Here is a 22965-nt window from a genome sequence, read left to right as displayed (position 1 = left end):
GCGATGGGTCTGTTTTTCAATCCACATCGTTGGGAGTATATGTGACGGATTACCAAGGGAAAACACTTTACGTCAATGACTCCTGTGAGCGAATCAGCAGTCTCCCCAGGGAAGAAGTGGTGGGAAGGAGTATGGGTGAGCTGGTTAGACAGGGGTATTTCGATCACTCGGCAACACTTCAGGTCTTAAAATCCAACCGACCGGAGAGGGTCCGGCAAACAATTCTTAACCGGGTCCCGGTTATTGCCACTGGATGGATAAAAAAGGCCATATCCATTATGTCATTACTCTGGTCCAACCCGACAGACGGGATGAGGTTGATCACAGGGACTATCTGGGGAACATCATCTGCGAAAGCCAATCCGTTGAAGCATATAAAAAAACGCTGGAAAAGATGAAATAGATCAATTTTTGTTTGGGGTGAAAACGTGGAGACAATGTCATAACAATTTTGTGCATCGTTATGGGCTGTGTGAGAAGTGAAACGGTTCAGGAAAGATAGTGCATTATATGGTATATATTTGTCCGGACAATATTAATGACAAATATTTTTATTTATTATTAACAGTAAGAAGCTATTGACAATTGCCGCTCCCTTCTGATATGATAATTCCAGTTCTTAAATCCAAGTTAGTTTATATGAATTACCATATTTATATTGTCTGTGCAATCCTCATGAAGAGAGGCGGAGGGACTGGCCCTGTGAAACCTCGGCAACCGGCATAAACCCGGTGCCAAATCCAGAGAACAGATACTGTTCGAAGATGGGGAGGAAAAGGTAATCGGATCAGTTCCCTTTTTCTCCACGAAAAAGGGATTTTTTAGTAGGGAGGAAATCAGATTGAAAAAAGTTTGGCCCTGGGCGGAACATCGTGACCGGCTCAATGATTTGGAATTACAGAAGTTGGAACAGGATGGTTTAGACATTATTGATGAAATTGTTCATATTTATTCTAAAGAAGGATTTGAAGCAATTCCTGAAGAGAAATTCAATTTATTCAAGTGGGCGGGGGTGTATCAGCAGCGTCCCAAAGAAGACGGTTATTTTATGATCCGCATCCGCGTTCCTTCCGGAATCCTGAACAGCCGGCAGGTGCGGGTAATGGCCGATTTGTCGAAAGAATACGGCCGCGGGCTGATTGATGTTACCACTCGCCAGGCGATTCAGTACCACTTTATTCGTGTGGAAAACCTTCCTGATATTTTTCGCCGGTTGGGAGAAGTTGACCTTTACAGCTATGAAGCGTGTGGAGATTGCCCGCGCACCATTACCGGCAATCCGCTGGCTGGCATTGATCCCCATGAACTGGTGGACACGCGCCCGATCGTAGCGAGAATCAGCGAAGCGTTGCTCCTTAACCGGGAATTTTCCAACTTGCCCCGCAAATTCAAAATTTCCGTTTCCGCAAGCATTTACAATCCGGGTCATGCCCAGATCAATGACCTGGCTTTTACACCGGCAGTCAAAGTGATTGATGGAGAAGAAGTGACCGGGTTTCATGTCTGGGTGGGAGGGGGGCTGTCCAATCGTCCCCGTTTGGCCGAGAAACTGGACCTGTTTGTCCTGCCTGAACAGGTGGTTGATGTTGCGGTGGGTGTAACCACGGTCTTTCGGGATTACGGTTACCGGCAAAAGCGCCATCGGGCCCGCCTGAAATTTTTGGTGGCAGACTGGGGCCCGGAAAAATTCCTGCAGGTGCTGAAAGAGGTAATCGGGGAATATCCGGGGCAGGGCGAGGATAAAGTGATTGGCTGGAATGCCGGCTATTTCACGGGAGTACATCCACAAAAGCAGGTTGGACTCAACTATGCAGGCTTGAATATCCCGATTGGGCGCACATCTGCAGAAGAATTTTATGCCCTTGCCGATTTGGCCGATCAATATGGATCAGGCTCTTTGCGTACTGTCAACACCCAGAACATCATTATTCCGGACGTGCCGGATGATAAGGTGGAAGCCTTGTTGAAAGAGCCATTACTCAGGAGATTAAGTCCGTTTCCGAAAACGTTTGAAGGTTATACGGTTTCGTGTACAGGCAGCCAGTTTTGCAACCTGGCCCTGACCGAAACCAAAGGATTTGTTGAAGAAGTGATCAGGTATCTGGATCATCATGTGCAACTGGATGAGCCGATTCGCCTTCATGTAAACGGATGTCCCAATTCCTGCGGACACCGGCAAATTGCCGATATAGGCCTGTTGGGGGCAAAAATGAAGACGCCAAATGGCATGGTCGATGCTTTCACAATATCGATTGGCGGTCACCTTTATGGCAGGGGGAAATTTGCTACGCTGTTGAAGGGCTGTATTGCCAAAGATTACGTGGCTCCGGTATTGAAGGAACTGATCCTTTTCTATAAAAGGGAAAGAAAAACGGGTGAAAAATTTCGGGATTTCGCGGAAAGAGTTGGAATAGATGCATTTCAGGCACAGTTGGACCGCAATTGTGAACAGGTGATTCCCACCGAATGAGGCATGGTTTAACAAATGGCCGGATAAAAAAAGGGTTTATCTTGGCCCCGTAACGCAAAAAAGGCAGGAGAAGGAGGGAGCGGTGATGATTCAACCGCGTAAATGGCCGATATTAACAGAAGAGGAGAAAAAAGACGAACAGAAAATAAAAGTTGTTGCAGCCCGGATGAGAGATAAACATCCGCAGGATATAATTCGCTGGGGGATCGAGCAGTTGGGAGTTTCCAGCCTTGCGCTGGCTTGCAGTTTCGGATGTGAAGATATTGCCTTGCTTGATATGGCACTAAAGGTAAATCCGGATCTGGATATCTTTTATCTCGATACGGATCTGCATTTTAAGGAAACTTATGAAGTACGGGACCGGTTGTCTGGAAAATATCAAAAACAGTTTATTCGTGTTTCTCCGGATCTCACGTTGGAAGAACAGGCCGTTAAATATGGAGAAAAACTGTGGAAAAAAGATCCCAACCTCTGTTGCAATCTTCGTAAAGTGGAGCCGTTGAAGAAATATCTGCGAAACTATCAGGGATGGATTACGGGGATTCGCCGTGAGCAGGCTCCCACCCGTGCTCATGCGGAAGTGGTCGAATGGGATCAGGGATTCCAATTAATCAAGCTCAATCCGCTGGCGTTCTGGAACAGCAAACAGGTCTGGAATTATATCTTCAAAAATCAGCTCCCTTACAATCCCTTGCATGACCACCGTTATCCGAGCATTGGCTGTGAACCGTGCACAAGGCCGGTACTGCCGGGGGAAGATCCTCGTGCCGGTCGTTGGTCAGGCACGGACAAAATTGAATGCGGGCTGCATAACAGCCCGGTCAGCTGATAATAATGGTTGTGATTACCGGGTTTATTGTCGGGATGCTGATTGGTTGTTGGACCAGGATGGGGGGAAGGCTTTTAATGCCCCCCGCCGTTGGTTTTACTGTATGGGCTTCCTCCGGCAATGGCCGCGGGAACCGATTTGCACTATGCAAACCGTGACCAAAGCAGTTGGCGCTGGCAATATATTATCAGAAACCGGTGAAACAAAAAATTACGGGAAAATTGATTTTCGGCAATTGTTCCGGTGCCATAACAGGGGTTTTATACATTCTGGCACTGAAAAAGCACACCATGCGGCAGTTGAACATTGGAAATAAAATTAATTGGGTTTAGCTTGTATTTATGTCTATTCTCATGCCGGTGCAAATGATATACTGCAATCAGAAAAAAAACAATATTCTGACTCTGTTTTTCGTCTGGACGGTATTTTTTCGGGGGGCGTTGGAGGGGGCCGCTTCTGTGGGAAGCAGTTTGCTCTTTTTTCTGTTGACCAGCACTTTTCTTCCTGCCTCCATGCTGGTGGGGACCAATGTCGTTCATGCCTTTTTTCTTACTTGACAGCAGGTTTGTTGCACTGATCGCCTGGAAATGTGGATTTATCCTTTGTGCTGTGGCTGTAGCGGTTTGATTCTAACAGGGAACGGTTAGCGTTAAAAAGTGCCAGATCTTTTTGCGTGTGCTGAATAGCGTTGTTTTATTGTTTACAGGTGAAAATGAGATGAGAGGAGCAGAAACATGGGAGATATTATCGCCCCACATGGAGGAACGTTGATCAACCGGGTACTGACAGGTGAAGAGAAAAAAGACTGGATGGAGCGGGCGGCTTATTTTCCAAAGATTTCTGTTTCAGCCCGAATCTTGTCGGATTTATTGTGTATCGCGACTGGAGCTTTTTCGCCATTGACCGGATTTCTGGGAGAAAAGGATTACCGGTCGGTTTTAAAACAGATGAGATTGTCTGATGGAACCGTGTGGAGTATTCCCGTAACGCTGCCTGTTCCAGAGGAACGGGAAACGGAAATTGCCCGGGTGGATTATATCTCGCTGATCAATACCCAGGGTCAAATCATTGCAGTGATGCGCGTTGAAGATCTTTACCGTGTTGAACCCGGAGAGGAGGCCCGATCTGTCTATTTGACCGATGAACTGGCTCATCCGGGAGTAGCCTGGCTCTACAGGCAATCCCCGTTAAATGCCGGAGGAGATATCTGGCTGTTAGAACGGCCGGAACACCCGTTTCAAAACCATCTTTATGATCCGTCAGAGACACGGGAAATCTTCCACCAGCGGGGGTGGAAGAAGGTAGTCGGCTTCCAGACCAGAAACCCCATTCACCGTGCCCATGAATATTTGCAAAAGGCAGCTTTGGAAACCGTGGACGGACTGTTTTTGCATCCGCTGGTCGGACAGACCAAAGCAGATGATATTCCGGCTGACGTGCGAATGAAAAGTTACGAAACCATTCTTGAACACTATTATCCAAAGCAACGTGTCCTGTTGGGGGTTTATCCGGCTGCCATGCGCTATGCGGGGCCGCGTGAAGCGATCTTCCATGCCCTGGTACGCAAGAACTACGGCTGTTCCTATTTTATTGTAGGAAGGGACCATGCGGGAGTTGGCGATTATTACGGAACCTATGATGCGCAAAAGATTTTTGGGCAATTTTCCACGGAAGAATTGGGCATTATACCGCTTTTTTTCGAACACAGCTTCTATTGCAAAAAATGCGGCGGGATGACTTCTTATAAAACATGTCCCCATGATTCAGCATTTCATGTCATTCTTTCCGGGACGAAAGTAAGAAAAATGTTATCCGAAGGAATTGCTCCGCCACCTGAATTTTCGCGTCCGGAAGTAGTTCAGGTTTTGATGGAGGGACTGCGGAAAAAGGTCAATATTTAAAGCGCAGGATGATCCTGGTTGAAAAAAGGATGGTATGGGAGCTTGTGAGAAGAACTCCCGTTTTGCGAAAAATCAAAACACATTATTATGATGTGAAATAATATAGTAAGAAAGGGATGGATATGAGAAAACTTCTGATCCTGACGATGATCGGCTTTGTTGCTCAGCTGATTGACGGCTCATTGGGAATGGCATACGGGGCAACTTCTGCTTCTTTCCTGTTGTTGTTTGGTGTTGCTCCTGCATTGGCATCCGCATCGATTCATCTTGCCGAAATTGCCACCACCGCTGTTGCAGGTGTTTCTCATTGGTGGTTTGGGAATGTAGATCGGAAAATTCTTGTAAAATTGGTCATTCCCGGAGCAGTAAGTGCATTTTTGGGAGCTGCTTTTTTAAGTCATATTCCCGGAGACAGAATCAAACCATTTGTATCGTTCTTCTTGTTGATCATGGGAGTTTATATCGTGTGGCGATTTTTATTTCATGTTCGTCCCGAAACCCCAAAAGAAGTAAAATTGTCAAAAGCTTACCTGATCCCGTTGGGAATCGTCGGTGGATTCTTTGATGCTGTTGGAGGAGGAGGCTGGGGGCCGATTACCACGCCGATGCTCTTAAGCAAAAAGGGGATGAGTCCAAGAGTCGTCATTGGCACAGTGGATACAAGCGAGTTTGTGATAGCTGTTTCGGCCTCACTGGGATTTTTGCTGTTCCTGGGCTGGGAACAATTTAACATTTATTGGGTGGCCGCTCTCGTGATTGGCGGAGTTATTGCTGCACCAATTGCAGCCTGGATCGTCCGGGTGATTCCCTCGTATCTGCTCGGTGTGCTGGTGGGCGGATTCATTGTAATCCTCAATGTCGGGCAGGTGTTAAAAATTTTTCCCGTTCCTTCGCTGGGGATTTGGACGATTTATTCCATGCTCATTGTTTTATGGGGATTTGCCATCTGGTGGCAATTGCAAAGCAGCAGAAAAAGAAAACAGTCGTTGGAGGCATAGAAAAAAGGGGTGCAGACAAATGCATCCCTTTTTTCTGTTTAACCTGACAGGTAGGGTTCAATATGGGGACGAATGTCTTCAATGGGAATGGCAAACCCGATGCACTGTGATGGATAAATGATCAGGGTGTTCATGCCAATTACTTTCCCGAAAATATTGACCAATGGACCGCCGCTGTTTCCCGGATTAATGGCCGCATCCGTCTGGATTACATTTTCATAATACCGTCCCCCGACTTTGAGCGGCCGGTTCTTGCCACTGATAATGCCTGCCGTGACCGTCTGTTCCAAACCAAATGGATTTCCGACGGCCAGAACCCATTCCCCCACCTGCGTGTTTCGGGAAGTTCCCAACTGCAGGGCAGGCAGCGGCCGTGGGGTTTTTACTTTAATGATGGCCAAATCCTTCTGTCTGTCTGCCCATACCGGGACCCCGGTCAAGCTTTTTTTGTAATGGTCCAGTTTCACCTGAATCCGTGATGCATTTTTAATCACATGTTCATTGGTCAGAATGTATCCCTTCGAATTAATGACAAATCCGGAGCCAAAATGATTTCTTACCTGAGCCAGTTTGCGCTGTTCGGGGACGAACAGACTGAACAGGTTTCTCGGGATTGGCACGTAAGGTTGAGGCTTGCTTTCTTCCGTCATGATTGAAGCGATTCCCCGCCGAATGTGGCGATAAACGGAAACAAACACATTCGCCGGATGCTGTGTTGCCTGAGCCACGGAGAGGCGATGTGCCTGTATTTTTCTGTGAGACATGAGTTTCACTCCCAATCGGCTTAACCCGGGTTGTATATCATATGCGGCAACTGACGGCAGGGCAGGGCGAATGCTTAAAAGGAAGCATGTTTTATTGTATACTTTATTTTTTATATAGTTGACAATGAGTCAGGCAATAGATATCTTATAAAATAGAAATTAATTAGGCATTTAATTGAAAAAGCGCGTCAGGAATAGTTTTTCGAATAAATCAAGAAGAAAAGGGGTTCTGCGATGAACAAGTCTGTAATGAAAATTCGCGATATGACGATAATAGCCATGTTTGTGGCCATGCTTGCCGTTAGCGGAACCTTTGCCATTCATGCAGGGCCTGCTCCGGTTACCCTGCAAACCATGGTGGTCATGCTGATGGGATCGGTTCTGGGAGCCAGACGCGGTTTTATCGGCATGATGGTCTATGTTGCCCTGGTCATTGCCGGCGCACCTGTTCTGAGTGAAGGAAAAACCGGAATTGGCGCTTTGCTTGGTCCCACCGGCGGATATATTTTAAGCTGGATATTTGCCGCCGGGCTTATCGGCTGGATGGTTGACCACTGGGCTAAAAAAGAAACGTTGTCAGGATGGAAAATCGGATTTGCCCATGTAGTCGGAGGCGTATTGTTAATTCATCTGGCCGGATTTCCATGGATGATCACTGTGCTTGACCTTCCGCTTAATCAGACGACGCTGATCACATCCCTGCTGATATTTTTGCCGGGAGACCTGACGAAAGCCATTGTTGCTGTTCCGGTGGTTCTGGCGATTCGCAAAGCCCTTCCCCAATTAACCCGTGTAGAGAAAAAAACCTGACCAAAATGGCCAAGCTCTTTTTACCAGCGTAATATTGTAAAATCTGTATATGTTTCTACATAATGCAACAGGCGGGAGTTTAAGGGCACAATCAGATTGGTTGCCCCTTTGGCAAAAACACCATGACGGTTGATCAGAAACAGTTTGCCTGCTGTCAGTTTATAATAACTGTGAGCGTATTTTGCGTGCATCAGGGTGTGATCGCAAACAGGGCCGGTTTCTTTTATCTCGTAAGGCGTCATTCCTATGACATCGCTGAGCAGGATATGATAGGATAAATGAGGTTTTTGAAAAATGAATTCTTTCGTTGTAAGGGTGGCTCCCCAATTATTTCTCTTTTGCGAGATGATTAAATGCCCGATCATGCGTTTTACCGGAATGAAATCGGTGTATACCAAAACAAAACACCTCTTTCTGTGAGGTTACATCCAGTTTAACACAAGAAAAGAGGAGAAGCATCCATGCAAACTATGGCAGATGTCCGCCGGCTTCTGAAAAGGTTTGGCACGATCATCTATACAGGGGACAGGCAGGGGGATATTGAACTGATGCTGGATGAAGTGAAAGAACTGAGGCAGTATGGAATGATTGACAAGGAAACGTATCAAAAAGCCATGGCTGTTCTTCTCCAGCAATCTTCCCGCTTTAAAACGATGGAGCATTGACAGGAAAGTCGGGCATTAACCACTTTCGCAAGTGGTCATGCCCGTTTTTGCGTTGGTCAAGAGTGAATGCGATAAAAGGCAGGCAGTTTTTCTTCGTATTGTTTGATTTTGCTTTCTGACTGCAGGGTAATTCCGATGTCGTCCAGTCCTTCCATCAGGCAGTAACGGCGATACGGGTCAATTTCAAACTTGAAGCGGATTCCCGTATCATCACGAACTTCCTGTTTTTCCAGATCAACTGTCAGCTGATAATTGCCGGTTGTCAGGCTTTTTTCAAACAACTGGTCAATTTGTTCTTCCGGAAGCGTAACAGGGAGCATTCCGTTTTTAAAACAGTTGTTGTAAAAGATATCCGCAAAAGTGGGGGCAATTACCACCTGAAATCCATAATCTTTTAATGCCCAGGGCGCATGTTCCCGGGAAGAACCGCAGCCGAAGTTTTTTCGTGCCAGTATAATGCTGGCATTTTTGTATTGTGGCCGATTCAGGATAAAGGACGGATCGGGCTGGCCGTCGTCTGTAAACCGCCAGTCATAAAAAAGAAACTGGCCAAAGCCGGCGCGTTCAATCCGTTTGAGAAACTGTTTGGGGATAATGGCATCCGTGTCGACGTTGGCTCGATCCAGCGGACATACGATTCCGCGATGCTGTTTAAGTGGTTGCATGAATTTTATCCTCCTGATTGCGATATTGCCAATTACGAACATCTACAAAGTGGCCTGCGATGGCTGTGGCAGCCGCCATAGCCGGGGAAACGAGATGGGTTCTGCCCCCGCGTCCCTGTCTTCCTTCGAAGTTTCGGTTGGAAGTGGAGGCACACCGCTGACCGGGTTGAAGAACATCAGGGTTCATGGCCAGACACATGCTGCAGCCGGACTCGCGCCACTCAAAGCCAGCTTCCTTGAAGATCCGGTCGAGTCCCTCTTTTTCCGCCTGCCGCTTTACCTGTTGTGAACCGGGGACAACCATTCCCTTAACGTGTGGCGCCACTTTGTAGCCCTGGGCCACTTTGGCGGCAGCCCGCAAATCTTCGATGCGCGAGTTGGTGCAGGAACCGATAAACACCTGGTCAATCCGGATTTCCGTCATCGGGGTTCCTGGCTTGAGATCCATGTACTCAAGGGCATATTCAGCGGCTTTCGCCTCTGTTTCGGAAGGAAAGGAGGCTGGATCGGGGACGGTTTGAGTAATGTCGGTACCCATTCCCGGACTGGTCCCCCAGGTTACCTGCGGGGCAATCGAGGCGGCATCTATTTCGACATAGGCGTCATACAGTGCGCCTGGATCGGTGCAAAGCTGTTTCCATTCGTTTACCGCCTGCTCGAAGTCATGGTCTTTGGGGGCGTAAGGGCGTCCTTTCAAATAGGAAAACGTGGTTTCATCGGGAGCGATCATTCCGGCGCGAGCACCTGCTTCAATCGACATATTGCAAACGGTCATTCTTTCTTCCATGGACATTTGCTCAATTGCTTCACCCGTATATTCAATGACATAACCGGTTGCACCGTCTGTGCCGATCTGGGCGATCAACGCCAAGATCACGTCCTTGGCACTGACTCCCGGCTGGAGTTTTCCCCTGAAGTGGACGCGCATCGTTTTCGGCTTGTGCTGTTGCAAACACTGGGTGGCCAGGACATGTTCCACTTCGCTTGTCCCGATTCCAAATGCCAGCGCGCCAAAAGCTCCATGGGTGGAAGTATGGCTGTCACCGCAGACAATTGTTTTTCCGGGGAGGGTAAGCCCAAGTTCCGGGCCGATGACGTGGACAATTCCCTGGTACTCATGATTCAGGTCAAACAGGGGGATACCGGACTCTTTGCAATTTTGGGCCAATGTTTCCATCTGTTTCTGGGCAATGGGGTCTTTGACCGGTATCAGGCGGTCGGTGGTAGGAACATTGTGGTCCATCGTTGCGACCGTCAGATCCGGACGGCGGACTTTCCGCCCCTGAAGGCGTAATCCTTCAAAAGCCTGTGGGGAAGTAACTTCATGAACCAGGTGAAGATCAATATACAAAATCGCCGGTTTTCCCTTTTTCTGCTCAATGACATGGCGATCCCAAACTTTTTCGAAGAAAGTTCGTGGTTTCATTTTGCTCACCTCATCTTTGGTCTCAGCTCGTCGAAAACAAAAAGAAAATCAGAAACATATAATTGAAGAATATTTTAACAAAAGATATGCATCTTGCAACAATCAATTTTCTAACAAATAACTGACGTTATTAAATTTTACTATAATTGTGTTGAACAAGATTTTAAAGAAAGCAGGGAGGAAACTTGGAAACTCTTATAGAAATTCCGTCTGTTTCGGAAGAAATGGCCGACAAAATGAAAAAACATGTGGATCAGTTAACGAAGCCGGTTGGCAGTCTGGGGCAATTGGAGGAAATTATGGTTCGCCTGGCAGCTATTACGGGAGAGATGTTTCCTGAACTTCACCAAAAAGCGGTTGTCATTTTTTGCGGGGATCACGGAGTGGCGGAAGAAGGGGTGAGTGCCTACCCGCAGGAAGCGACAGCATTGATGATTCAGAGTTTCGACCGGGGAAAAGCGGCGATCAACCTGCTGGCAAAAAGGGCGGGGGCGGAACTTTGCGTCGTGGATGTCGGCAGCAAACTGGAGGAAGTGCCTGAGTCAGTCGTTTCAGCCCGTGTCAGAAAGGGAACGCGTAATTTCTGTGTGGAAAAAGCGATGACCGAGGAAGAAGTGATGCAGGCAATTCAAACGGGGAGAAAGACAGTTTGCAAATTGCGGGAAAAGGGTGTACGCCTTTTGGCTGTAGGTGAATTGGGAATTGGCAATACGACTGCGGGTGCCGCTGTTGCCTCAGCGCTGACGGGGATGGAAGTGAAACGGATGACAGGAAGGGGCTCGGGGCTTTCCGATTCCGCTTATGCCCATAAATGCCGGGTGATTGAAAAAGCCCTTCTGAGGCACCGGCCAGATCCGGACCGACCGCTCGAGGTGCTGGCGCAGGTTGGCGGACTGGAAATTGCCGGTATGGCAGGAGCATACATAGGTGCGGCCGAAAACCGGATGCCGGTCATCACGGACGGTTTTATTTCAACCGTGGCCGCATTGGCAGCAGCACGCTGGAAACCGGAGATTAAATCCTATCTGTTTGCATCCCACGCATCGGTTGAACCGGGCCATTCCGTGATTCTCAAACAGCTTGGCCTGAAACCTCTGCTCCATGCGGACATGCGTCTGGGAGAAGGTAGCGGAGCGGCACTGGCAATGCCGATTTTTGAAACAGCCGTTACGCTCGCCAGGGAAATGGCAACTTTTGCTGATTTGGGACTGGCCGGTCCCAGTGCCTGATCCCATCGTGAAAAAGAAAAGAGGGGAGATTTATGGAGCAGGTTGAACAGTTTGGGCATGGCGGAGACTTGCTTTCTGCCAGTGAACTGTATGGAATATCGCCGGGTGACTGGATTGATTTCAGTTCAAATATTTATCCATATGGATCGCCGCCGGTCGTGAAACAGATCATCAGGGAAGCGGTGGAGGAAGCAGGTATGCCTGTTTTCTCCTCTTACCCTGATCCGGCCAGCAGGAAGCTGAAACGGGCGATTGGGGAATTTCACGGGGTATCCCCGGAAATGGCTTTGCCGGGAAATGGAGCAGCGGAGTTGATCGATTTAATCATCCAGGCGTTGCGGCCGGCCCGTGTCGGGGTGATTTCCCCTGCATTTGCGGAATACAGCGAGTGCGCGGAAAAAAGGGGAATTCCCGTAGATCATCTGGTTACGGCATGGGAACAGGATTTTGAGCCGGAAACGGGAGAAATGGTGTCGCTGATCAAGCAGGTTGATCTGCTGTTTATTGGATATCCCAATAATCCGACCGGCCATATGCTGTCTTCCGGCAGGATGGAGGAACTTTTGAAACTGGCGCACCTTTTTAAGACAACGCTTGTTGTGGATGAAGCGTTTATCGATTTTGTTGAAAACGGGGAAGCAAGGTCTCTGATCCCGTTTACGCGGAATTTTCCCAATCTCATCGTCATTCGTTCCATGACCAAGTTTTTTTCGCTCCCGGGGTTGCGCCTGGGATATTTGATCGCGCAGGAAGCGATGGTTTCCCATATCAAAAAACTGCAAATTCCATGGAGTGTGAACGGACTGGCGCAGAAAATCGGTTGTGCGGTGTTGCAGGAAGATATTTATCAGGAGCACGCCAGACAGGTGGAAGACTGGATTCATCAAGAACGGGATTTGATGATCGGGAAAATCGGCAAACTCCGTGGATTTTGCGTGTTTCCGGGCCTGGCCAACTATCTGCTGGTCCGGATTGTTCAGCCAAACGCGGTTCACACGGTCAATGAATTGCAATCCCGCCTGGCTGAAAAAGGTCTGCTGATCCGTAATTGTTCAAACTATAAAGGTCTGGACTCTGCCTGTTTCCGGGCAGCGATCAAAAAACCCGGGCAAAACCGCCTGCTTCTGTCGGCGCTTGCCGAACTTGCTGCTGTGAAAGGGGAGGAGTAAATGGGAATCCGGTTGGTTACTGGAGGTGTCCGTTCCGGCAAAAGCCGTTTTGCCGAATCATTGTGCATGGATGCCGGTAACGTGACGTATATTGCAACAGGCACGGCTGAAGATGAAGAAATGCGTGCGCGTATAGAAATTCATCGCCAAAGACGCCCTGCCCATTGGAATGTAGTGGAGGAGCCCTTTGACCTGGCTCAGGCGATCGGACAGATCCCGCCCGAACATCAGGTATTGCTCGACAGTGTCACAACCTGGGTGAGTTATGGATTGAGTGTATTTGGAGAAAAAGAATGGAGCCGGCGGGTTGAGCGGGAAACAGAATCATGGCTGAAAAGCCTGGAGCAGCGCGAGACGGTGATCGTCACGGATGAAATCGGTTTAGGAGGAGTGGCCATGCATCCGGTAAGCCGCGCTTTTCAGGATACGCTGGGCTGGGTGAATCAGAAAATAGCCGGACAGGCCAATGAAGTGTGGCTGGTTATAGCCGGTATTCCATGGAGGGTGAAAAAATGAATTCTTTTATTCAGGCACTTACTTTTATGACTCGAATTCCGCTGCCTGCCCGGCTTGAGAAGCAAGGTTTTGACGAAAGTCCGATGTGGTATCCGCTGGTAGGCATCATATTAGGTACCATATTGTTTCTGTTTGATGCGGCGGTTGCTGCTTGGTTTCCGTCACCTGTAGAGCCATTGTTGATTTTATCCGCATGGGTTTTTTTGACAGGCGGTCTGCATTTGGACGGATGGATGGATACGGCTGACGGAATGGGTTCCAACAGGGATTCCGATAAAATCAAGGAAATTATGACGGACTCCCGTGTGGGAGCAATGGGGGTATTGGCGGTTGTTTTGCTTCTGATGCTGAAAGCAGGTGCTTTGATTGTATTGGCTGATACGTCTGATCCATATTTTGCTATTGTATTGATCCTGGCCTGTGTGTGGGGAAGAATGGGAGCAGTTGTCGGGATTCGCTTTTTTCCTTATGCCAAAATGGATGGCCTGGGGAAAGGGATGCGCCAACATCTGAACTGGAAACGATTTGGATGGGCTCTTGTTTGTACTATTTTGCCAACTGTGATATGGCTGGGTTTCGCAGGCCTGATTGTTGGGCTGTTTGTACTTGTGGGAACAGGATGGATTGGACGAAAGGCAACCAAGACCATCGGCGGATGCACAGGCGATATTTACGGAGCGATGATTGAAGCGGGTGAACTGGTCTGGCTGCTCTTCTTCACCATTCCGGAGGTGCAGGCATTATGCGTCTGATGTGGATTCGGCACGGAGAGACAGCTGCCAATCGCAAGAAACAGTATATCGGTCATACGGATGAACCCCTCAATGAAATTGGCCAAAAACAGGCGGAAGCGCTGGCGGAAAGATTAATCCGTTTCTCAAAGGTGGATGCAGTCGTTGCCAGTGATTTGCAAAGAGCTTTGCAGACTGCCGCTCCTTTTCTTGAGAGAAGGCCGAACCTTCCGCTTACAGTCACACCAGCCTTGAGAGAGTGCTCGTTTGGGATCTGGGAAGGAAAAACGTATTTGGAAGCGGAGGCTGCCGCCAGGAAAGCCTGGTGGAATTGGGTGAATGATCCTGTCCACTATGCTGCTCCGGGAGGTGAAAGTCTGACAGACCTTCATCAACGGCTGTCGGGCTGGCTGGAAAAGTTGGAACAGAGCCATGATCCGGGGGAAACTGTCGCCATCTTCACCCATGGAGGTCCGATTCGCTGGTTTTTTGTCCGGCACATATACAAAACATGGGATGATTTCTGGAAGGCGATGATCCCGCATGCGGATGGCTGGATTGTGGAGAAAGAAGGGACGAAGTGGGTTGTTTGTGGTTCTGTATGTGAGAAAGGAGCTTGTAAATGAACTGGTTACACTTAACGGGCAATCCTGTTTCATGGTCGGTCGATTCCGAAAAGCTGGTTATTGAATCCACCCAGCCGTTTACCATATTGTCCAGTGCGGTTTTTGGGAGTGACCAGCCTTGTTGCAAACGGATTATCAACCGGCATGTCGATATTGATTATGAGGCTTCTGATCCCGAAAAGGAAATCCGGGCTTGGCTGACAAAGCAAAATCAGCCCCTGGAAGAAACGGTTGTGCTGTTGACAGCGGCCAGGGTGAATCAGGTTTGTTATCGTCACGTTCTGGAAACAACGTTCCAGCTGAGCGTGTTTGTTACAGCAGGTACAGGAAATGCGGCCCGTGCCGGTGAATCTTATCCGGTTTTCTGGACAGCCCAAAAACATATTCCGGGCACCATCAATACAGTGATTCTGGTGGATGGCGCGTTGACTCCTGCGGCGATGGCCGGGGCGATCGTCACCGCAACAGAGGCAAAAACGGCAGCATTACAGGATTTGGCGGTCAAGGAAATTCACGGGAAAACGGCGACCGGAACAGGGACCGATGCGATTGTCATTGCTTCCACGCAAAAAAAAGTGGGAAGCTATCTGCATCTTTATGCGGGCTTATCAAGTCCGCTTGGGAATGCATTGGGAAAAGAAGTGTATCAGGCAGTAAAAAATGCTGTGATCAGGGGGCGAAATGAGGGGGAACGCGGATGACGACAGCCTCTTGTGCAGTTGTGTTTATACTGGCGATTCTGATTGACTGGATTTGGGGCGATCCGCGCAGTTCCTGGCATCCGGTTGCGGGAATGGGAAAAATGATCGGGTGGCTGGACCATCGTTTGCAGGCTTTTTGCAAAAAAAGAAATTGGAATATGACAAGGGACAAATGGAAAGTACGTTGTCTGGGAACGCTTCTTCCGCTGACTGTGGCAGGCAGTGTTTGGGGAGCTGCCTATCTTCTTGTCAGGGTAGCCGGTCAAATCCATCTGGTGCTGGGAATCCTGTGTGAAACCGTTTTGATCTGGCTTGCCATTGCGCCGCGCGGACTGGCGGAATCGGGAGAAGCGATTTACGAAGCGCTGGTAAACAAGGATCTTGAACTGGCGCGGCGGCGTTTGTCGATGGTGGTCGGCAGAGATACATCCAGGTTGAATAAGGAGGAAGTTGTTCGGGGCGGAGTTGAAACAATTGCCGAAAATATTGTCGATGCCATTATCTCTCCCCTGTTTTATGCGGCAATCGGAGGTGCGCCACTGGCGATGGCTTACCGGGCGGTAAATACTCTTGATTCCATGGTAGGGTATAAAAACAGAACCTATTTGCACCTGGGATGGGCTTCTGCCCGGCTGGATGACCTGGCCAACTGGCTTCCGGCCCGGACGATGGTTCCGTTTATGTTGTTTGCCCTGGGCTTGTTGCGTTTAAGTCCGCGGGCGGCCTGGAAAACGGTCAGGGAGGATGCACACAAGCATCCCAGTCCCAATAGCGGGATACCGGAATCGCTGATGGCAGGCGGCCTCCAGATTCAGCTGGGAGGAGTAAATGTTTACCAGGGTGTACGGTCGATCCGTTCCCGAATGGGAAAACCGGTCCAGTCCAGAAGAGCAAAACATCTTCTGCTGGCCATTCGTGTCATGTGGTTTACAACATGGCTTTACCTGCTGGCCATGATTTTCCTGTCCGGATTGATCCATGGGTAAACAGATTTTTTAAATGGAGGCTTGTTTTTTCTGAATTGGGGTAAATACTGTAATAGAATATAATCTGTTAAAAGGGCTTTCGCCCAAGACAAGAACTAGGGGTCAAATACTTGATGAATTTACATACGATCACTGGAACAATCGGGCAGGTCAAGTTCCACGCCAATCCGAACAATCAACTGGTAACCATTGAAAAATTCCCTTCAGAATTAAAACTGATCGGTTTTGGAACAGATGCTGTCGTCGTGCAACATCCGGATCTGCCGGACAAGGTATTTAAAATTTTTGCAGATGACAGGCTGCACAAAATTGATCAGGAATTCAAAGTGTACCAGACGTTGGGCAATTCTCCCTATTTTGCCCGTTGTTATGGCCGGGGAAAAAATTATTTGCTGTTAAGTTATGAACAGGGGCCAACATTGTATGAATGTTTGCGGGAAGGAATCGAAATTCCGGAACAGGCCATTTTGGATGTGGAAAAGGGAAGAGAGGAAGCAAGGCAAAAAGGGTTGAATCCCCGGGATATTCATTTGAAAAATGTGATATTGCAACAGGGCCATGCCAAACTGTTGGACGTTTCTGAATATCTGAAACCCGGAAATGACAAGAGATGGGATTACCTGAAAGAAGGATATTATGAATATTATCCGTTGATCCGGGGACGAAAAATTCCCGCCTGGATCATGGAAAGCGTCAAAATGATATACAACCAGAACCAGTCATCTTTTTCAGTTCGCGAGTTGGGCCGAAAATTTGTAAAATTGCTGGGAAACAGTCAGTCTAAGAGGTGATATGATTGTTTGAAAATCCATCCAATGAAGCACGCAAACGGCTTTTGGCGGAAGCGAGAAATATTGCTGTCGTGGGATTATCCGATCAACCGGCGCGAACAAGTTATATGATTGCTGAAGCTTTGCAAAAAGCGGGCTATCGAATTTTCCCCGTCAACCCCAACCTGACAGAACCGGTGCTTGGCGAAAAGCCTTATGCATCGTTGAGCGACATAGAGGAACCCATTGATATTGTTGATGTTTTTCGCCGCAGTGAATTCGTTTTTCCAATCGCAGAGGAAGCGGTAAAAGTGGGGGCCAAAGCCCTCTGGCTGCAGCAGGGCGTAATAAATGAAGGGGCTGCCAACTATGCGAAGAAACATGGACTGACGGTGATCATGGATCATTGCATCAAGGTGGATCATGCCATTTTATTGGGGAGAACAGGATAGCCATTATTTTTTCGGCAAAGCCTGAGAAAATGATTTTTTAGGTGTAAGTAATGTCACCAGGTGGAAGCAGATGCACAGAATACGGGAATCCTTCCGGGTTGAAAAAGAGTGGAGCGCCTTGCCGTATCTTGTATCCGGTGGAGACGGAACGAAGTTCTGAAAACTTTCATCCTGTATAAGTTTTTACAGTCTGGCAGGAGTCCGGGAATGATCCCGGACTCCTGTTTTTAGGCTTGCAAACGTTTTGTCGAAATATATCGATTTTTAGACCGGTTTATGCCATAATATAAAAAAGGTTGTAAGAAAAGATTCACGGGGTGATGCTCATCATGCAGACCATGAAACTTTCCCAGCTGGTACTTGTTGTGTCCCCAGAACTGTATGACTTGTTAACAGAAACTGAGCGGAACGCCAATGTGATGGTTCACGGAAAGATTTCTGACATAAACAAGGATGACATGAATCGAATTGTGGCACAAACGATTGTTTACCATCATGAATCAGCAATTTATCATTAAACATAGATGAATCAGCCAAGCGGGATGCCTTTCGCTGTTCTTTCAGCAATGAATCCCGCTTTCCCGGATAAAAACTCATTTTTATTTTTATTCTACCGGTGCAGCCGACTCTTCAAAAGAACGGATGATATTCTTCACTTTTTCCGGCAAAGGCTTGCTTTTTCCGGTATGCCGGTCAATATATACAATCGCGCCTCTCCCCACTGCCGACAACTCCCTGCTTTCCCCCGTAACAAGAGCATATTCAAAATCGGCGCTGCTTTTTCCAATGCGGCTGATCCGTACACCGAGTGTAACGTTTTCTCCATAATAGACCTGCCGCAAATAATGACATTCCATATTGGCAGAAACGATCAAACTGTCGGAAGTTTCCGAAGTATCGAGCAGGGAACCGATCAAATTCAATTCTTGCAGATAGGCCAGGCGCCCGTGTTCGAAATAACTGAAATAACTCACATTGTTGATGTGCCCCAGCTGGTCGGTGTCGCAAAACCGTACCTGAATCGGGGTGAAAAAGCGAAAGGATTTGATCCATTCCTGCAGATCCTGTGTAATCCATGGTATTTTCATGTTTTCTCCTCCCTGTTGAGATAGTGTTGATCTGGAACACAACGGAAACAAGAAGTATTCCTTTATTATAACAAAAAAATTGTCTTAAATATTCTGTATTTCCCCTTATTGCTTGTGAAAATTATCTTTATTAATTGCAGAAATAAAATAGGACATATGATATACTATAGAAGGAAAAGTACTGGGGTTGAATTGATCCCGAGGGGGTCATTTGCATGCCGTCTGAACAGACAAAACAGCTTTGCAAATTAACAAAGGATCAATTGCGGGATATCAGGGATGAACTGGATCACTTCCTGAGTTATATCAGTATTCCGCAATTGTTGAAAAATGAACAGGACCAGGCAGAAAAAGTGGAATATGTGCGAGAATTTCTGAGAGATTTGCGCCACTTGAGCGTGGCTTGTGAAATTGGTTATGAAAAGGTCAGTCTAGTGCTGCGCCGGGCACGTTTCAAACCTGAATTTGCGGAAAAAGTACTGAGTGAGATCGTGCATTCCTGCATTTATTCTTTTTACTATCCCAAACATGAGGTATACGAGGAAGACGGACGGTATTCCTATACCAATCAGGATGCAATCAAATTTCGACATTCCCCTCCTGAACCTTTGCGAAAACTGACGATTTCGTTGTCTAAAAAATTTGAGGTCCTGAGAGATGAACTTGACTATTATGAGACGGATTATTTTACCCGGTTGCGGATGCGCGTAAAATAAGATTTTTATCAGACCATGTAAAACCCTGGCTATTCCATGGCTAATATGCTGGGGTTTATTTTCTGTAAAAGTGTGAATCGCTATTCAGCGAGGGTTAATAAATAGAAGAACAGTATTTTGGACCAAGGGAGGAAACTGAGGTGGTTGGGCCGATGATTGATGTTGATTTGATCTGTGAAGGCAAAAAAGGGCATCGGTTTGCTGCTGGAAGCTATAGACGGAATCGTTCACGGATTGAAAAAATGCTGCAAGATGATCCGCATGTGGAAGATTATCTGATGTTGGCGGTTCTGGAGGCAAAGAAAGGATATTGGAATCGTGCCCAAACAGCGGTTGAGAAAGCAATGGAATTGGAACCGGACAACCATGATGCACTGCTCCTTTTAGCACAGATTCTGGAAATCAAAGGGGAATTGCGTGAAGCAGGAATCACCTACCAGACCCTGTTTCACAAACATCCCGACTTTACCAAAGGTTCGCGGGAATATGCGCGTTACCTGATCACACATACGGATGCGATTGCATTGGCACAAAACATATTGTTCCATAATCTGGAATTAGACTCAAAAGATGCGATATCCCATACCCTGCTGGCTGAAATTTATTTAACACGTGGAAAAACTGGACAAGCTTTGTTGCATTTGGAACTGGCAGCTCATTATTATCAGGCCCATCCACTTTATCACCAGCAGAAGGCGAAAGTGTTCATGGAAATGAACAAGTACGAGGAAGCTGCAAGACAATTGAAACTGGCACTCAGAATGGATCCGAAAAACAAAGTGATTCGTTCCCAGTTTGATAAAGCGCTGAAGGCGTCAAAAGTCCCTAAAATATTTCTTTTTTGGAAAAAATGGGTAATATAGGCTTTTTGGAATAAAATTGAAAAAGTATGAAAACATCTCTCGACAGAATATCGACAAATTTCGGGGAGCGTGTTAAAATGTTCGTGTAAGTAAGGTTGACCTTCTTGCTTACGCTACCACGCTTCTTTTAACTCCTTAATCTTGACCCTCTTTCATGTGACCAGGATTTGCCTGGTCTCTTTTCTTTTTGTCTTTATTCCGGGTGCGGATCAGGATAAACCTGACTATTCATATTTTAACATCGGATTTTCACCAATTTCATGCAATCCCTATATCCTTCTTTTTAATAAATTTTGAAGATATTATCAAAAATGATTACCCAATTAAATAATGTTTCGAAAAATTAACATAAAATGACTTGATCCGGACTAAATAAATATTATAAAGCGGTGATTTTAAAAGGAATGTTTGGAAAGGAGGATCGAAGAATGAAAGGCAGGCGATGGACGGCGGAAGAGGACCGGATCCTGAAGGAGCATGTCTTGAAGGCAATTCGGCAAGGAGGAACACAAATCGAGGCATTCAAGAAAGTCGGCCAAACACTGGACCGCACACCGGGTTCCTGTGGCTTTCGCTGGAACGCTGTACTCAGGCAGCAAGACCCCGCCTCATATTTTGAGGCAAAGAAGAAACGCGTTTCCAACCAGTTGAGAAAAAACAGGAGAGAGCAGCTGTCATCAATTTCTGCGATCATTCCATATATAAAGCAGCTGGAACAGGAGGAAAAGCAGTTGAAAGAAAATGTCGAACAATTGAAAAAGAAGCGAAAAAAGCAGTTTGAATATTATGAAACATTAAAAGAAGAAAATCGCCAGTTGCATGATGACCGCAATTCTTATCAATGGTATCAGCAGGAAGTGAAAAACAGGTACCAGCATCTGCTCAATCTGTTATCGGACATGGGGGATTCAACCTTCTCTTCTGCCCTGCAAACGGAAAAACACGTTTCAATCCGGACGGAGGCGGAACACAAAAAAGAACCATCATCATAAAATAATATGGCTCAGATTTTAACGAAAAGAGGTGCAAAATTTGTCCAACCGCCAGGTAAAACCATCTGCTTCACAATTGTCCCGGTTGGAAAAACGGTTGGAACAAATCGAGGCACAGGTAAAAGATTTGCTTCGGGAAAATCATAAAATGAAAATGGACTTGAAATTTTTTGAGTTAATGTTATTGGAAGAGTATCATTTATTGATTCAATTATTGGGTAGGGAGCAGAATAAGCTATATATACAATCGGTCCGCAATCAGCGGAATCATGGCGAGTAGCAGAGAATTGCCAAACAAGTCGGAAAAAGGAAGCGCCTCTGGATTGAGGCGCTTTCCGTTTGCCTGAATTCATTCCGGAGGGTAGGATGGTGCAGGTCAAAAGATGGAAAATGCGGAGCTGCCTCCGGTGGTTGCTCATGAAGACATCTCCATTGCGCAAGTCTTTAATCAGTAATATTTGCCGCCACCAAAACAACCGCCGACAAAGACGAAGATGGTGGCAATGACGAGGAGGAAAATGAGGAGCTGTCTCCAGCCAAACCCGTAGTATCCGCTCATGGAAGTCCCCTCCCTTCACAAATTTAACGATGTGGCGCACCGGGTGTATTAATATCCTTTTCCGAAACCAGTACCGACAAAGACGAAGATGGTGGCAATAACCAGGAGGAAGATGAGAAGCTGTCTCCAGCCAAACCCGTAGTATCCGCTCATGAGAACACCTCCTTTCACAGCCATTCGTTTATGATTTGTGAATTAATATCCTCCTTTTCCAAAACCGGATCCAACAAAGACGAAAATGGTCGCGATCACCAGAAGGAAAATGAGGAGTTGTCTCCAGCCGAAGCCATAATACCCACTCATGATTAAAGATCCTCCTTCAAATATTATTTACCGGTGAAAGAGAAAAGATGGAATTTTAATAGAACCCGGTCTTTCACCAGTAGCTGTTTTAATTTATGCCTTGGGATTGTTATTCGTAAAGGCGGATATCTTTGTCGTGAAAATTAGGGAAATGACTACCAATTCAAGCTCATGACAAAGACGAAAACAGTAGGAATGATGAGCAGAAACAGAAGCAGGCTTTGCAGTGGCGAGAGGTGTGTCATGATCGTCATCCTTTCGGGATCCATGGATATCCGTTTTTATAAGAAATTTATACAGAATGCCTGAAAAAGGTGTCAGGTGAAACAACCAATTTATCGAAGTTGGGCTGTTTTATAGGTATTTTTCATGATCAACCGGGATCAGGGGGTCATATAGTATATGGAGTTGCCTGTAAGGAGGAGGTTCAATGTCCAGGAAAGGCCCATCTCTCAAAGATCTGACACAGATGATCAATTCCGTTATGGGGCAGCCGGTTTTGTCAGAGAAAAAGATGGAGAGAATTATGCAGGGAGCCAAAAAGGCGCATGATCAGGGAGGAATGGATGCGGTTCTGGAATATTTGATGAAAGTGACGCAGGCGGATGTAGAGTTTGGGGAGCTGAAGAAATTTGCCAACCAGATTCAGAAAAATCCGCGTAAGGGGCTGGATATTTTGCAGGGGAAAAAACAGCCTCCACGTAAAAAATAGTTGAGAGAGCCGGGAAAGGCTCTC

General features: G+C 47.0%; 29 protein-coding genes, 1 pseudogene and 1 riboswitch. Of the genes and pseudogenes, 24 read left to right on the top strand and 6 right to left on the bottom strand.

Going from position 1 to position 22965, the window contains the following annotated elements; genetic code table 11:
- Positions 1-23 precede the first annotated feature (23 nt).
- The 7 genes and pseudogenes from H2C83_RS18435 to H2C83_RS04090 all read left to right on the top strand — a co-directional run.
- Positions 24-209: pseudogene (locus H2C83_RS18435) on the top strand (PAS domain-containing protein); the annotation flags it as partial.
- A 44-nt stretch (positions 210-253) separates the two neighbouring features.
- The gene (locus H2C83_RS17610) at positions 254-403 is read left to right on the top strand and encodes a hypothetical protein (protein WP_246333719.1); all 150 of its coding nucleotides are present in this window, start codon (positions 254-256) and stop codon (positions 401-403) included.
- A 267-nt stretch (positions 404-670) separates the two neighbouring features.
- A riboswitch (SAM riboswitch) is annotated at positions 671-771 on the top strand.
- Positions 772-841: 70 nt separating this feature from the next.
- Positions 842-2470, top strand: a complete 1629-nt coding sequence (locus H2C83_RS04110; RefSeq protein WP_181738017.1) for a nitrite/sulfite reductase — start codon at positions 842-844, stop codon at positions 2468-2470.
- A gap of 85 nt (positions 2471-2555) precedes the next feature.
- Positions 2556-3299, top strand: coding sequence for a phosphoadenylyl-sulfate reductase (locus H2C83_RS04105; RefSeq protein WP_181738015.1), 744 nt, complete (start codon positions 2556-2558; stop codon positions 3297-3299).
- Positions 3300-3640: 341 nt separating this feature from the next.
- Positions 3641-3856: a hypothetical protein gene (locus tag H2C83_RS04100; RefSeq protein WP_181738013.1), complete on the top strand. Its 216-nt coding sequence runs from the start codon at positions 3641-3643 to the stop codon at positions 3854-3856.
- Between the two features lie 177 nt (positions 3857-4033).
- Positions 4034-5200: a sulfate adenylyltransferase gene (gene sat / locus H2C83_RS04095; protein WP_181738011.1), complete on the top strand. Its 1167-nt coding sequence runs from the start codon at positions 4034-4036 to the stop codon at positions 5198-5200.
- A 122-nt stretch (positions 5201-5322) separates the two neighbouring features.
- The gene (locus H2C83_RS04090; protein WP_181738008.1) at positions 5323-6198 is read left to right on the top strand and encodes a sulfite exporter TauE/SafE family protein; all 876 of its coding nucleotides are present in this window, start codon (positions 5323-5325) and stop codon (positions 6196-6198) included.
- A gap of 38 nt (positions 6199-6236) precedes the next feature.
- On the opposite strand, the gene H2C83_RS04085 is transcribed toward H2C83_RS04090, so the two are convergent.
- Positions 6237-6962, bottom strand: coding sequence for a S1C family serine protease (locus H2C83_RS04085; RefSeq protein WP_181738006.1), 726 nt, complete (start codon positions 6960-6962; stop codon positions 6237-6239).
- A 234-nt stretch (positions 6963-7196) separates the two neighbouring features.
- On the opposite strand from H2C83_RS04085, the gene H2C83_RS04080 reads away from it, so the two are divergent.
- Positions 7197-7772: a biotin transporter BioY gene (locus H2C83_RS04080; protein WP_181738004.1), complete on the top strand. Its 576-nt coding sequence runs from the start codon at positions 7197-7199 to the stop codon at positions 7770-7772.
- A 20-nt stretch (positions 7773-7792) separates the two neighbouring features.
- Here H2C83_RS04080 and H2C83_RS04075 read toward each other — a convergent pair whose 3' ends face one another.
- Positions 7793-8170 carry a hypothetical protein gene (locus H2C83_RS04075; RefSeq protein WP_181738002.1) on the bottom strand — a complete coding sequence of 126 codons (378 nt, stop codon included), beginning with the start codon at positions 8168-8170 and terminating at the stop codon, positions 7793-7795.
- 63 nt (positions 8171-8233) lie between these two features.
- Here H2C83_RS04075 and H2C83_RS04070 point away from each other — a divergent pair, with 63 nt between their 5' ends.
- Positions 8234-8437: a YqgQ family protein gene (locus H2C83_RS04070; RefSeq protein WP_181738000.1), complete on the top strand. Its 204-nt coding sequence runs from the start codon at positions 8234-8236 to the stop codon at positions 8435-8437.
- A gap of 56 nt (positions 8438-8493) precedes the next feature.
- On the opposite strand, the gene leuD is transcribed toward H2C83_RS04070, so the two are convergent.
- On the bottom strand, positions 8494-9102 hold the full coding sequence (gene leuD, locus H2C83_RS04065) for a 3-isopropylmalate dehydratase small subunit (RefSeq protein ID WP_181737998.1): 609 nt from the start codon (positions 9100-9102) through the stop codon (positions 8494-8496).
- Entirely contained in the window at positions 9089-10528 is a 1440-nt protein-coding gene (gene leuC, locus H2C83_RS04060; protein ID WP_181737996.1) for a 3-isopropylmalate dehydratase large subunit, read from the bottom strand. The genes leuD and leuC overlap by 14 nt, the downstream gene beginning before the upstream one ends.
- A gap of 185 nt (positions 10529-10713) precedes the next feature.
- Between leuC and cobT the strand changes: the two genes are divergently transcribed.
- From cobT to H2C83_RS04010, 10 genes are all read left to right on the top strand, one after another.
- On the top strand, positions 10714-11757 hold the full coding sequence (gene cobT, locus H2C83_RS04055) for a nicotinate-nucleotide--dimethylbenzimidazole phosphoribosyltransferase (protein ID WP_246333718.1): 1044 nt from the start codon (positions 10714-10716) through the stop codon (positions 11755-11757).
- A 32-nt stretch (positions 11758-11789) separates the two neighbouring features.
- The gene (cobD, locus tag H2C83_RS04050) at positions 11790-12926 is read left to right on the top strand and encodes a threonine-phosphate decarboxylase CobD (protein ID WP_181737993.1); all 1137 of its coding nucleotides are present in this window, start codon (positions 11790-11792) and stop codon (positions 12924-12926) included.
- Positions 12927-13442, top strand: a complete 516-nt coding sequence (gene cobU, locus H2C83_RS04045) for a bifunctional adenosylcobinamide kinase/adenosylcobinamide-phosphate guanylyltransferase (protein WP_181737991.1) — start codon at positions 12927-12929, stop codon at positions 13440-13442.
- Positions 13439-14194: an adenosylcobinamide-GDP ribazoletransferase gene (cobS, locus tag H2C83_RS04040; protein ID WP_181737989.1), complete on the top strand. Its 756-nt coding sequence runs from the start codon at positions 13439-13441 to the stop codon at positions 14192-14194. The genes cobU and cobS overlap by 4 nt, the downstream gene beginning before the upstream one ends.
- Entirely contained in the window at positions 14185-14799 is a 615-nt protein-coding gene (locus tag H2C83_RS04035; protein WP_181737988.1) for a histidine phosphatase family protein, read from the top strand. Before cobS ends, H2C83_RS04035 begins: the two co-directional genes overlap by 10 nt.
- Complete coding sequence (locus tag H2C83_RS04030) at positions 14796-15500, top strand: adenosylcobinamide amidohydrolase (RefSeq protein WP_181737986.1); 705 nt, start codon at positions 14796-14798, stop codon at positions 15498-15500. Before H2C83_RS04035 ends, H2C83_RS04030 begins: the two co-directional genes overlap by 4 nt.
- Positions 15497-16486, top strand: coding sequence for an adenosylcobinamide-phosphate synthase CbiB (cbiB, locus tag H2C83_RS04025; RefSeq protein WP_181737984.1), 990 nt, complete (start codon positions 15497-15499; stop codon positions 16484-16486). Before H2C83_RS04030 ends, cbiB begins: the two co-directional genes overlap by 4 nt.
- A gap of 113 nt (positions 16487-16599) precedes the next feature.
- Entirely contained in the window at positions 16600-17277 is a 678-nt protein-coding gene (locus tag H2C83_RS04020; protein WP_181738100.1) for a serine/threonine-protein kinase, read from the top strand.
- A gap of 5 nt (positions 17278-17282) precedes the next feature.
- Positions 17283-17708: a CoA-binding protein gene (locus tag H2C83_RS04015; RefSeq protein ID WP_181737982.1), complete on the top strand. Its 426-nt coding sequence runs from the start codon at positions 17283-17285 to the stop codon at positions 17706-17708.
- Between the two features lie 329 nt (positions 17709-18037).
- Positions 18038-18226, top strand: coding sequence for a hypothetical protein (locus tag H2C83_RS04010; RefSeq protein WP_181737980.1), 189 nt, complete (start codon positions 18038-18040; stop codon positions 18224-18226).
- Positions 18227-18313: 87 nt separating this feature from the next.
- On the opposite strand, the gene H2C83_RS04005 is transcribed toward H2C83_RS04010, so the two are convergent.
- On the bottom strand, positions 18314-18796 hold the full coding sequence (locus tag H2C83_RS04005) for an acyl-CoA thioesterase (protein ID WP_181737978.1): 483 nt from the start codon (positions 18794-18796) through the stop codon (positions 18314-18316).
- Positions 18797-19011: 215 nt separating this feature from the next.
- Here H2C83_RS04005 and H2C83_RS04000 point away from each other — a divergent pair, with 215 nt between their 5' ends.
- The 4 genes from H2C83_RS04000 to H2C83_RS03985 all read left to right on the top strand — a co-directional run bounded on the left by H2C83_RS04000 (position 19012) and on the right by H2C83_RS03985 (position 21647).
- Positions 19012-19512 carry a DUF3907 family protein gene (locus H2C83_RS04000; protein ID WP_181737976.1) on the top strand — a complete coding sequence of 167 codons (501 nt, stop codon included), beginning with the start codon at positions 19012-19014 and terminating at the stop codon, positions 19510-19512.
- 140 nt (positions 19513-19652) lie between these two features.
- Positions 19653-20375, top strand: coding sequence for a tetratricopeptide repeat protein (locus H2C83_RS03995; RefSeq protein WP_181737974.1), 723 nt, complete (start codon positions 19653-19655; stop codon positions 20373-20375).
- Between the two features lie 428 nt (positions 20376-20803).
- Complete coding sequence (locus H2C83_RS03990; protein WP_181737972.1) at positions 20804-21367, top strand: hypothetical protein; 564 nt, start codon at positions 20804-20806, stop codon at positions 21365-21367.
- Positions 21368-21407: 40 nt separating this feature from the next.
- Positions 21408-21647 carry a hypothetical protein gene (locus tag H2C83_RS03985; RefSeq protein ID WP_181737969.1) on the top strand — a complete coding sequence of 80 codons (240 nt, stop codon included), beginning with the start codon at positions 21408-21410 and terminating at the stop codon, positions 21645-21647.
- Between the two features lie 327 nt (positions 21648-21974).
- On the opposite strand, the gene H2C83_RS18055 is transcribed toward H2C83_RS03985, so the two are convergent.
- The gene (locus H2C83_RS18055) at positions 21975-22103 is read right to left on the bottom strand and encodes a hypothetical protein (protein WP_281364084.1); all 129 of its coding nucleotides are present in this window, start codon (positions 22101-22103) and stop codon (positions 21975-21977) included.
- Positions 22104-22659: 556 nt separating this feature from the next.
- On the opposite strand from H2C83_RS18055, the gene H2C83_RS03980 reads away from it, so the two are divergent.
- Positions 22660-22941, top strand: a complete 282-nt coding sequence (locus H2C83_RS03980; protein WP_181737967.1) for a hypothetical protein — start codon at positions 22660-22662, stop codon at positions 22939-22941.
- The last annotated feature ends 24 nt before the right edge of the window (positions 22942-22965 follow it).

Origin of the sequence: Thermoactinomyces mirandus (assembly GCF_013868055.1) — a bacterium.
Lineage (GTDB): Bacteria > Bacillota > Bacilli > Thermoactinomycetales > Thermoactinomycetaceae > Thermoactinomyces > Thermoactinomyces mirandus.
The sequence above is the reverse complement of the archived record's forward strand: the minus strand, read 5'-3'. Positions and strand labels throughout refer to the sequence as shown.

Coding starts and splice junctions, on each gene's coding strand:
- H2C83_RS17610 (WP_246333719.1), top strand. CDS start 254: ATGGATAAAAAAGGCCATATCCATTATGTCATTACTCTGGTCCAACCC.
- H2C83_RS04105 (WP_181738015.1), top strand. CDS start 2,556: ATGATTCAACCGCGTAAATGGCCGATATTAACAGAAGAGGAGAAAAAA.
- H2C83_RS04100 (WP_181738013.1), top strand. CDS start 3,641: ATGTCTATTCTCATGCCGGTGCAAATGATATACTGCAATCAGAAAAAA.
- sat (WP_181738011.1), top strand. CDS start 4,034: ATGGGAGATATTATCGCCCCACATGGAGGAACGTTGATCAACCGGGTA.
- H2C83_RS04090 (WP_181738008.1), top strand. CDS start 5,323: ATGAGAAAACTTCTGATCCTGACGATGATCGGCTTTGTTGCTCAGCTG.
- H2C83_RS04085 (WP_181738006.1), bottom strand. CDS start 6,962: ATGTCTCACAGAAAAATACAGGCACATCGCCTCTCCGTGGCTCAGGCA.
- H2C83_RS04080 (WP_181738004.1), top strand. CDS start 7,197: ATGAACAAGTCTGTAATGAAAATTCGCGATATGACGATAATAGCCATG.
- H2C83_RS04070 (WP_181738000.1), top strand. CDS start 8,234: ATGCAAACTATGGCAGATGTCCGCCGGCTTCTGAAAAGGTTTGGCACG.
- leuD (WP_181737998.1), bottom strand. CDS start 9,102: ATGCAACCACTTAAACAGCATCGCGGAATCGTATGTCCGCTGGATCGA.
- leuC (WP_181737996.1), bottom strand. CDS start 10,528: ATGAAACCACGAACTTTCTTCGAAAAAGTTTGGGATCGCCATGTCATT.
- cobD (WP_181737993.1), top strand. CDS start 11,790: ATGGAGCAGGTTGAACAGTTTGGGCATGGCGGAGACTTGCTTTCTGCC.
- cobU (WP_181737991.1), top strand. CDS start 12,927: ATGGGAATCCGGTTGGTTACTGGAGGTGTCCGTTCCGGCAAAAGCCGT.
- cobS (WP_181737989.1), top strand. CDS start 13,439: ATGAATTCTTTTATTCAGGCACTTACTTTTATGACTCGAATTCCGCTG.
- H2C83_RS04035 (WP_181737988.1), top strand. CDS start 14,185: ATGCGTCTGATGTGGATTCGGCACGGAGAGACAGCTGCCAATCGCAAG.
- H2C83_RS04030 (WP_181737986.1), top strand. CDS start 14,796: ATGAACTGGTTACACTTAACGGGCAATCCTGTTTCATGGTCGGTCGAT.
- cbiB (WP_181737984.1), top strand. CDS start 15,497: ATGACGACAGCCTCTTGTGCAGTTGTGTTTATACTGGCGATTCTGATT.
- H2C83_RS04020 (WP_181738100.1), top strand. CDS start 16,600: ATGAATTTACATACGATCACTGGAACAATCGGGCAGGTCAAGTTCCAC.
- H2C83_RS04010 (WP_181737980.1), top strand. CDS start 18,038: ATGCAGACCATGAAACTTTCCCAGCTGGTACTTGTTGTGTCCCCAGAA.
- H2C83_RS04005 (WP_181737978.1), bottom strand. CDS start 18,796: ATGAAAATACCATGGATTACACAGGATCTGCAGGAATGGATCAAATCC.
- H2C83_RS04000 (WP_181737976.1), top strand. CDS start 19,012: ATGCCGTCTGAACAGACAAAACAGCTTTGCAAATTAACAAAGGATCAA.
- H2C83_RS03990 (WP_181737972.1), top strand. CDS start 20,804: ATGAAAGGCAGGCGATGGACGGCGGAAGAGGACCGGATCCTGAAGGAG.
- H2C83_RS18055 (WP_281364084.1), bottom strand. CDS start 22,103: ATGGCTGTGAAAGGAGGTGTTCTCATGAGCGGATACTACGGGTTTGGC.
- H2C83_RS03980 (WP_181737967.1), top strand. CDS start 22,660: ATGTCCAGGAAAGGCCCATCTCTCAAAGATCTGACACAGATGATCAAT.